Origin of the sequence: Klebsiella sp. HMSC09D12 (assembly GCF_001808475.1) — a bacterium.
GTDB classification, from domain to species: domain Bacteria; phylum Pseudomonadota; class Gammaproteobacteria; order Enterobacterales; family Enterobacteriaceae; genus Klebsiella; species Klebsiella oxytoca.
In genome coordinates this window covers 1-7,930 of record NZ_KV793402.1, presented here as the reverse complement: position 1 = coordinate 7,930, position 7,930 = coordinate 1, and the positions used below count along the sequence as shown (strand labels likewise).

At 44.8% G+C, this 7,930-nt stretch carries 7 protein-coding genes and 1 pseudogene; 6 read left to right on the top strand and 2 right to left on the bottom strand.

The genetic code is table 11. The features are described from left to right. Positions 1-664, top strand: a pseudogene (locus HMPREF3178_RS03610) (cell envelope biogenesis protein TolA); the annotation flags it as partial. A gap of 201 nt (positions 665-865) precedes the next feature. Here the strand turns inward: HMPREF3178_RS03610 and HMPREF3178_RS30735 are convergent. Then, positions 866-1,345 (bottom strand): hypothetical protein, encoded by a 480-nt coding sequence (locus tag HMPREF3178_RS30735; RefSeq protein WP_139146012.1) that lies wholly within the window; start codon positions 1,343-1,345, stop codon positions 866-868. Further along, positions 1,329-2,114: a winged helix-turn-helix domain-containing protein gene (locus tag HMPREF3178_RS03600; RefSeq protein ID WP_049128512.1), complete on the bottom strand. Its 786-nt coding sequence runs from the start codon at positions 2,112-2,114 to the stop codon at positions 1,329-1,331. The genes HMPREF3178_RS30735 and HMPREF3178_RS03600 overlap by 17 nt, the downstream gene beginning before the upstream one ends. Before the next feature lie 519 nt (positions 2,115-2,633). Here HMPREF3178_RS03600 and HMPREF3178_RS03595 point away from each other — a divergent pair. From HMPREF3178_RS03595 to HMPREF3178_RS03575, 5 genes are all read left to right on the top strand, one after another. After that, positions 2,634-3,077, top strand: coding sequence for a hypothetical protein (locus tag HMPREF3178_RS03595; RefSeq protein ID WP_004104457.1), 444 nt, complete (start codon positions 2,634-2,636; stop codon positions 3,075-3,077). 173 nt (positions 3,078-3,250) lie between these two features. Beyond that, complete coding sequence (locus HMPREF3178_RS03590) at positions 3,251-3,811, top strand: fimbrial protein (protein ID WP_004104458.1); 561 nt, start codon at positions 3,251-3,253, stop codon at positions 3,809-3,811. Positions 3,812-3,858: 47 nt separating this feature from the next. Continuing rightward, positions 3,859-4,590, top strand: coding sequence for a fimbrial biogenesis chaperone (locus tag HMPREF3178_RS03585; RefSeq protein ID WP_004104459.1), 732 nt, complete (start codon positions 3,859-3,861; stop codon positions 4,588-4,590). Between the two features lie 46 nt (positions 4,591-4,636). Next, on the top strand, positions 4,637-7,171 hold the full coding sequence (locus HMPREF3178_RS03580) for a fimbria/pilus outer membrane usher protein (protein ID WP_070585018.1): 2,535 nt from the start codon (positions 4,637-4,639) through the stop codon (positions 7,169-7,171). A gap of 113 nt (positions 7,172-7,284) precedes the next feature. After that, positions 7,285-7,929, top strand: a complete 645-nt coding sequence (locus HMPREF3178_RS03575; RefSeq protein WP_070585016.1) for a helix-turn-helix transcriptional regulator — start codon at positions 7,285-7,287, stop codon at positions 7,927-7,929. Position 7,930 lies beyond the last annotated feature (1 nt).

The window sequence follows — 7,930 nt, the reverse complement described above, 5'->3', positions numbered from 1 at the left end:
TGAGGCTACACGTAAACAGCTTGCCGAGGCCGCTAATAAGCTGGCCAGCCTGGAAAAAAGTTCGCAGCAGTCAGCTATTTTAAAAACCAATTTATTAAAAACCCCCGAAGGCAAAAACTCATATTCCTTGGGTGTTTTTTATTATGATAAAATTAACGCTGAATTTGAAAAAATCACTAAAAACAACATTAAACTCGCGCCTTCATTGATGATTGACGGTATGAATGATGCTTTCAATAAATCACTCAAAATAAATAAATCAGAGATAATGGAAAATGTGGTCAAAATTGATCGAATCGTGCAAAGCATTAATAGCGACTATGCTAAAAAGATCCTTAAATTAATTAACAAGAAGAAATATGAAGTACTTGCAAATGGTTCATTTTTAGTTACCGATAAATCGACATCGAAAAAATACAGTGAGAATGAGATAGTAACATTCGATATGCTGGAGAAAAACCTGAACGGCAAGCCTATACTTAACACCATGAATACTAATGTTAATTTTAATCAAATCCGTGATCCGTTGCTTAGAAAAGTCGTTTCAGAGGGTGGTAAAGGTGGTGCAATGACGCTGTATGGCAAGGCAGATATCTTATATAAAAACGTACCTGATGGCGTGTCACCGGAAAGTCTGGTATCGATAACCTTTATGTTAAAGTAGAAAATATATACAGGAAATCATCAGTAAAAGCATCCTGCTTATTGGTATGTATATTTCCTGTTTTCTTATATCACAAGCGGCTGCGGTGGCATATCCATGTCCTCTGCCAGCCGTTTTTATCAACCTCCATTCTCTGCCATAATTAATTATCACATCAGATGAACTAATAACACTTAGCGATCATTTCTACTATCGACCACATCAGTGCTTTATACAAAAAAATATCGGCATATTACCACTTGTAATAACATAATTATCATTTAAAGGATAAAGGAAAAAAAAGGTACTTACACCTTCTTTAATTAATACATCAGCAAGAAAATCACTCAGCACTTTCGAATGATTTAAGCTTTCCGGTAAAATTGACACTTTTTGTGAGGTAAAGTTATAGGAAAAGTTATTTCTTTCAATTTCAAGATAATTTCTCAGTTTAAAAAAATACACATTTGCATTGCCATCAGTAATACGCCCATCCATCATTATAGTACCGTGCCTGCCATTAATGACAAGGCTGCTTTTAGAAACCAGAAGCTTACCAGATTTCCTCGCCGAATATGTAGCATCACATCGAAAATGAGTGCTTTTGTAGTTGACATAAAAAAACACCATCACCGGAATAATAATTGATATCAAAACAGTAACTAAGATTATAATTCTGCTATTTTTAAAATACATTTTCATCTCTCAAATCCATGACTTCACATTTTTTTGGTCTCAAATCAATAGCTCTATCGCACGAAATAACTGAGATATCAGGCGAATAGGGAAGTATAGTTACATAAACGAAATATTGATGCTGACATTTCAAAAATGACAGGTTCAAAATAGACAATCGGTCTTTGCCATTTTTCGGGGATAGAAAAAACTTACACGTACTCCCGGGCATAAAAACTGGGCCACTGTAGTTTTCAAAGAATTTGTAGCCTCTGGTTTGTGTACCATATATTTCAAAAGTTAATGTGCCTGACATCATCATGATGATTAGTATAAAAGCCATTGTTGTAAAGTGAGTTAGCTTTCTGTTTTGATAAATCACGGGTTCGACAGTTTGTTCTGGTGCGTCTGTCCCATTCTCATTTTTTTCACTGTCATCCTCGTTATAATCCTGCATTTTAGCCAACACGGTTACCGTTGGGTTTAGTCGAAAACCTTTCCTGGTTTCGGTTAGAATATAATCAGTCTCATTTTCACATATCTCTCTGAATGCCCGACGAATGACAGATATGCTCTGATACAAAGTATTAGGAGACGGGATAAATCCACTTCCTTGCCAGGCATACTCATAGAAATCATTTTGTAGCACCAGAGCTTTTCTGGAAATCAATAACTCCAGGCAGCGAGCTGAGGGGCCTGTCAATTGCACTTTTTTACTACTATCAGACACGCACGACAAAAGATTCTGTTCTGGCCAAAATATAACTGAATCATTTAGTACATAAATATTCTGCATACAAAATATCAACACCTCAAATCCAAATCAACAACAATAAAGTTACATATTAAGTAACAACCATTAGGAAACATACAAAAAACCTTCAATTAGATTATATAAGACAAAACCAATACCTTCACAATTTTTATCAACCACTTGATTTTAATCATTTTTAATCAATCATAAGTTATTTTCACTTTCATAACACATTTTTTTTATTTATGAATAAGTTCCTCAAATGAAAAATCTTAAATTTATCAAACGGCTCCTTATAATTGATTCATACCGAAAACGTAATATAAAAATATCTTACGCAGAGTGTTAACTACTTAGTATCTAAATATGGGTGATATTAATGATGAGGAACGCCCGAAAAAGACAAAAACACCAATAAAGAAGAAAAAACCAGATTTTAAAACCAAACATTAATCAGTAAGCAGCCATTAATCATCACATATATGTCTGATTGATTAATCATTTTTAACATATAGAATGCCACAACACGGATAAGGCAAAGGTAAAAGGAGATCATTTTCAATGACGCAAAACCCAAGAAAATTAGATCATCACCTTTATGGATATTGCATTGGGGATAATCTAGAGTTCAGGATATCACCTGCCTTATTAGTAAATACATTGACAGGCATCAGCATTCGTCTGCGGCCAACAATGGCGCGACTGCTTTCTTATATCTTAAATCATTCAAACGAAAGAATGATTGAAGATGAAAAAATAATGCGGGATGTTTTTGAGAATTATGGCCTCAAGTGTAACAAGCAGCGGCTGTGGCAGGCCATTAACTCGCTAAAAAAAACTTTGGCAAAGTGTGGTTTCAGCCGCTTTATTATCTACAGAGTAAATAACAATGGTTTTTTAATTTCCAATGTGAGAATTGGAATGTTGTTATGTTACGCCCTCAACAACTCTCACTTTGAGATGTTTGAGACTGCTAAGCCAGAAAAACATGACCAGAACATATAGATATATGTAAGTTAAACAGCGGCGAATTATCTTTTAAAGTTGTGTTTACACAACCTTGATAAAGCTATTTTTTCTAAATTCCTCTCCGAGAGAGACACAGTACTCATGATGCTGTGGCGATGTATTTCGTCGAAATCATGTAAAACCAAAAGTAATCAATTAAGGATAATTTTATGAAAAAGTCAGTTGTTAGTACCTCAATCTTTGCTGTTTTCGCTCTCGCAGCATTTTCCGCCCAGGCTGCTTCCACGGGGACCATTACTTTTAACGGTGAACTGACCGACACAACCTGCGAAGTGGATATCAATGGCCAGGGCTCCGACGCAACCGTCATCCTGCCGACCGTCGGCGTAAACCAGCTGACTGCCAGCGGCGACACCACCGGACGGACCTCTTTCAATATGAATATCTCTGACTGCGTTATCGGTACCGAAGGCGGCCACTCCAAAGTAGCCGCTTTCTTCCAGCCGGGTAACACCGTTGACCTCAGCACCGGTCGTTTGAAAAACGTTGGCGGTAGCGCCACTAACGTTGATCTGCGTCTGCTCGACGCCTCCAACAGCTATGCGCCGATTAACATCGGTAACACCGATCAGGTTGATGGCATGGCTTATGTCGATATCAATACCGACGGTACCGCTCTGCTGCCATACGCTGTCGAATATTTCGCGAATGCCCAGACCACGCCAGGTACCGTCACCAGCAGCGTCATTTATAACCTGCAGTACAAGTAATCAGGAATATCAGGGGGAGACTCTCCCCCTGTCACAAGGAGCCCCCAATGAGACCTTCATCTCTCATCCGAACACTCTCAACGGTAGCCTGCCTCGCTGCGGCGGTAACGTCATGGTCATCCCTGGCCAGCGTTATCGTTAACGGGACGCGCGTGATCTACAACGGAAATGAAAAGGAAGTGTCTGTCAGACTGACGAATACCGGCACGCTTCCGGTTCTGGTACAAAGCTGGATTGATGAGGGTGATATGAATGCCAGGCCGGATCGCATCCGTACGCCCTTTACTCTGACGCCGCCGATCAACCGTATTAATGCCGATAAAAGTCAGACTCTCAGAATCAGCTATACCGGCTCACCGGCCCTGCCGCAAAACAAGGAGTCCGTTTACTGGCTGAATCTTCTTGAGGTGCCGGCATCCAAAAAAGACGACAGTTTAAATAAACTGCAGGTGGCTTTTCGTACCCGAATAAAACTGTTTTATCGCCCGGCGGGCCTCACTGACAGAGCAAAAGTCACCGAAGCGGCTGAAAAAATTAAGTGGACCGTATCCGGGGGAAAACTGATTGCCTCTAATTCCTCACCCTATTTTATTTCGCTGGTGTCCGTTTCGCTGAAAAACGCCGGCAAAAATGGCTCGGTTGAAGGCGAAATGGTTCCTCCAATGGGCAGCTATACCTTTAATTTGCCGAAATCCGTAAACGCCGGTGCAGGTTCATTACTGATTTATGAATATGTGAATGACTGGGGCGCACTCAGAAAAGTCGAATACACCTTATAAGCCCTTTTTATATTTTTTACCGCTTCAGCCATGAGGAAATAAAGTCATGCGTCTTCAGTTTGGATATTCATTGATTGCCATCGCTGTCATGGCTGCAATTATGACCCCGCGGCAGGTCGTTGCAACATCGCTTTCATCGTCTCCCGCGAATGAAGACAATCTTACTTTTGACCCCATTTTCCTGAATACCTCGGGTGAAGAAAAAATCGATTTATCGCGCTTTGAAAATGGCGGCTCCGCCACGCCCGGAACATGGTCAACGGATATTTTCGTTAACGGTGAATCAGTCACTCAGAGCCCGGTTTTATTTGCCGAGCAGGCGGATAAAAAAGTGCGCCCGTGTATCACTGCCGGCCTGATTAAAAATCTCAATCTGAATTTCGATAAGGTCCCGGCCTCTTTTACCACCGCTCTGCGGGAGAACCGTGCGTGCTATAACCTTGAAGAATTATTACCCGGGGTCAGCATCATCTATGACTCCTCCACGCAGCGGCTGGATGTCGAAATCCCACAGGCCCTGTTGCGTAACACGGCTCGCGGTTATGTCAGCCCGGCATTATGGGATACCGGTATTCCTGCGGCCCTACTGGGCTATAACGCCAGCACTTACACCACCCGCTCACACGGAAGGGATTACACATCCTCCTATATTGGCCTCAACGGCGGACTGAATATTGGTGGCTGGTATTTCCGCCATGATGGTAACTACAGCTGGCAGCAAAGCAACGGCGGCCAGTATCAGTCCATCAATAATTACGTACAAAAAGATATCTCATCCATCCTCGGCCGGGTGCTGCTTGGCGAAACCTCCACCGGGGGGCAGCTCTTTGATACCCTCCCTTTCCGGGGCGTTGAGCTGGTCAGCGACGACAGGATGCTGCCGCAGTCCCGCCGCGGCTATGCGCCTGATATCCGCGGTATCGCGCGTACCAACGCCAGGGTAACCGTACGGCAGAACGATCGCATCATTTATGAAACCACGGTACCGCCCGGAGCTTTCGTGATTGAGGATTTGTATCCCACCGGTTACGGCGGCAATCTTGACGTGAAGGTCACGGAAGCCGACGGCAGCGTGCAGAGCTTCCAGGTGCCTTACGCGTCGGTGACCCAGCTTCTGCGCCCGGGCGCGCACCGCTATGATGTGGTGGCAGGACGACTGAACGATCCCAGCCTTTCCTTTAACCCAACGCTGTATCAGGCGACCTATCAGCGCGGCCTGTCGAATATCCTGACCGGATACACCGGGATCCAGGGCAGCGGCGCCGCCTACTATGCGGTGCAGCTAGGTATGGCTATTAGCACGGCTATCGGCGCTTTTTCTGTCGATGTCACCCAGGCGCGCGTACACCTGAAAACTACAGACGAGACTGCGAATAGCGGCCAGAGCTACCAGGTAAGCTACAGCAAGTATTTACCGGATACGGACAGTAACCTGACTATCGCAGCGTACCGATTCTCCACGTCCGGATATTACGACTTCCAGACCGCAATGCGCGCCATTGATGAAGAAAAACGCGGCGGTCTGGCCTCCGGAATATGGCGTCCCAAAAATCGCCTGAATATTACGATGAACCAGGGGCTTGGCCCGGGATGGGGACAGCTGTATGTCACCGGGTACACCCAGGATTACTGGAACAACGGTAAGTCTGACATTCAGTATCAAATGGGCTACAGCAATAACTTCGGCCGGGTTAACTATAACCTCAGCGCAGGACGCGTCAGAAACTACAGCGGAAAAATGGAAAACAACTTTCTGCTGAACATTTCCACCCCGCTGGGTGGATACGATAAGAAGCATGTGCCGATGCTCACCGCCAGTCTGAACAAAAGCGGCAACGGTCGCATGGGTGAACAGCTGGGCCTTTCCGGCACCTACGGGGAGGATAACCAGTATAACTACGGGATGACGGCGGCGAACTATAACCAGGGCACCGGCAGCAGCATAACCGCGAGCGGCGGATGGCGCACGCCTTACAGCCATCTGACGGCCAGCTATGGCGCCGGCAAGCATTACCAGAACACCAGTCTGGCCGCCAGCGGGACGGTGATTGCCTGGCAGAACGGCGTGGTGGCCACGCCTTATACGGGAGACACCTTTGCCGTGGTCGAGGCGAAGGATGCGAAAGGCGCCAAAGTCGGCGGCTATCCGGGGCTGAAAATTGACCGCTTTGGACACGCGGCTATTCCGTACCTGACACCGTATGAAATGAACGAGGTCAGTATTGACCCGAAAGGGCTGTCACAGGAAGTTGAGCTGAGCAATACCACCGAGAAGGTCGCACCTCACTGGGGCGCAGTCAGCAAGGTTGTTTTCAATACCCGCAAAGGGATCCCGCTGCTTATCAGTGCAAAAAATTTGCAAGGCGAGCCCTTACCTTTCGGCGCGGAAGTATTTGATGCATCCGGAGCCAACGTCGGCAACGTTGGGCAGATGGGACAAATATATGCGCTGACCGAAGCCGCCGCCGGCCAGCTGACCGTGAAGTGGGGCAGCAAGGATAATGAACAGTGCCGGATAACCTATCGGGTCAACGATGAGAAACCATCAGGGTTCAGAAAGTTGACCGAAACGTGCAAATAAAAAAGAAATGAAAAACCAGCACCACGCTGCCAGACCTGATTGTCACGGCGTTGGGTTCCTTGTTCATTCGCGCATGGCGGTACGGCCGTTTAATTTCCGACAGGGATGACATTATGATTATCAATCACCTTACACAGACCACCGAAGTCAACGTTCTGACCCAGAATGTATACCTGAAAAAGGCCCTCGAGTCGTTAATAGTGGAATGTACGGCGGGCGATAAGAAGGTGCGCTCAGGGTATCACCCTGCTTTTATTAACAAGCCTGAACATTTCAGAGTGGCACTTATCGATACCGAATACATTTATCACCTAAGAGGTGCCTGGTATAAAATTTACAAAGAAATTATCAGGGCAGATTATTACGTTTTCATTTCCTTAACCGATATGAAGTTTGGCCGGGTCCCCTTCCTGCCGCTGTGCGGCTCGGTCAGTAAAATAAAGAAAGCGCTGCTGCATATTATCAACAGCGTCGGGCAGAAAAAGCACTCGTTAACAAGGAGTAACCCGCTGTCCTCTCTGAGCTTTTCCGAAAAGGAGCTGTTCTTTTTTTTAATTTCGGGATACGGCATGGATGAAATTTTTCTCGCACTGGGTAAAAGCAAAAAAACGGTATATCAGTCGAGAACCAATTTAATGAAGAAGATGAGATTAACGAATAAAAAAGATTTGCATATGATGCTGAAGTTTTGTGAATTCGTTGAGTATTACACTTTCAGGGAAAGCACGGCTTTGTTGAATAAATCGAACTTTTGCTGAG

Bases quoted from the DNA above. Each gene is read 5' to 3' on its own strand.
- HMPREF3178_RS30735 (WP_139146012.1), bottom strand. From the start codon at position 1,345: ATGAAAATGTATTTTAAAAATAGCAGAATTATAATCTTAGTTACTGTT.
- HMPREF3178_RS03600 (WP_049128512.1), bottom strand. From the start codon at position 2,114: ATGCAGAATATTTATGTACTAAATGATTCAGTTATATTTTGGCCAGAA.
- HMPREF3178_RS03595 (WP_004104457.1), top strand. From the start codon at position 2,634: ATGACGCAAAACCCAAGAAAATTAGATCATCACCTTTATGGATATTGC.
- HMPREF3178_RS03590 (WP_004104458.1), top strand. From the start codon at position 3,251: ATGAAAAAGTCAGTTGTTAGTACCTCAATCTTTGCTGTTTTCGCTCTC.
- HMPREF3178_RS03585 (WP_004104459.1), top strand. From the start codon at position 3,859: ATGAGACCTTCATCTCTCATCCGAACACTCTCAACGGTAGCCTGCCTC.
- HMPREF3178_RS03580 (WP_070585018.1), top strand. From the start codon at position 4,637: ATGCGTCTTCAGTTTGGATATTCATTGATTGCCATCGCTGTCATGGCT.
- HMPREF3178_RS03575 (WP_070585016.1), top strand. From the start codon at position 7,285: ATGATTATCAATCACCTTACACAGACCACCGAAGTCAACGTTCTGACC.